1 protein-coding gene is annotated in these 1178 nt (G+C 34.3%); it reads left to right on the top strand.

Translation table 11 applies throughout. The annotated features are described in order from the left end of the window. The coding region (locus P8V03_RS18990) for a LamG-like jellyroll fold domain-containing protein (RefSeq protein WP_318799375.1) at positions 1-1178 on the top strand (1178 nt) is incomplete at both ends.

The following is a 1178-nucleotide window of genomic DNA, read 5'->3' as shown; positions in this document are numbered from 1 at the left end:
CCCGTTAAATTCAAGTCTTGTAGGAAGCAAAGGAACAAGAACAATTTTTGATGCTGGAGCAAACTTGCTTGTAAACTCTTCCTTTGAAAATAGCAGCAATTCTTGGAGATTGGAAGATTGGGATGGTTCTACAGGAAAATGGAGAATTGTATCGGGAGGAATACATGGAAACTACTGTTTAGAAAGTTATGACTCAGATGGAACTGTCACTGGAAACCCTACTAATGCTGTAGCTTTTCAATTAGTTACATTACCCACTGCTTTAACTTTATCAAAAGTATATATTTTAAGTGCCTATGCAAAGAGAACAGGAGTAGCTAATCCTGTACTGGGAATACAATGTTTTGATAAGAACGGAGCTGAAATTGCTGGAAGTTATAAAAACTATCAAAAAGATATAGCTAAGGACAGATGGGTTAAAATAAGTGAAAGTTTTACTCTGCCAGCAGGAACAAAAAGTCTTTTTGTAATACTAAGAAGTGCTGTTAGCGGCACTGACACAGTAAGCTTTGATGCTGTACAAATGGAGGAAGGGAGTAGTTTTACTGCTTACAGTCCAAGCAGAAGTGATAACTCAAAGCCTTATTATGATTTAGGCATAGATAAAAAATCTGGAACCTTGTCTGTATGGTTTAACACTACAGGTACAGGAACAAGAATGATTTTTTCCAATGAAAGTAAGACAGCCTTATTCAATCTTTATATAAATGAACAAAATAATATAATTTTAAGCTCATTAAACAAGTCAAATGCTGGGCAAAACATTATCACTGCAAATGATGTAACTATAGCTAACAATACATGGTACTTTATAGCCCTAAAGTGGCAGCTTGTAGAGTCATCATTTTACAGCAGGACTTTGCAGTGTACTTTATATATTAATAATAGAACTTATACTGGCTCTGTAATTGATTTTAAAGACTTTACAGGAGCAATTACCGCTGTTGGAAGTAATCCTTACGGAAACTACAGTTTATCAGGAACTTTAGATGACTTTGCATACAGTAGAAAGGCATTGATTGATAATGATATAAAAGCTCTCTACAACAAAATTATGCCAGAGGATAGAGGAACTATAGTTACTAACAGCTACACTTATGAAAAGGATAAAATAAAAACAATTTCTCACAATGGTTTCAGCTATAGATTTGAATATGACAGCTTAGGAAATACAAAAG

The organism is Clostridium tanneri (genome assembly GCF_033659955.1).
Lineage (GTDB): Bacteria > Bacillota > Clostridia > Clostridiales > Clostridiaceae > Clostridium_AM > Clostridium_AM tanneri.
The sequence above is the reverse complement of the archived record's forward strand: the minus strand, read 5'-3'. Positions and strand labels throughout refer to the sequence as shown.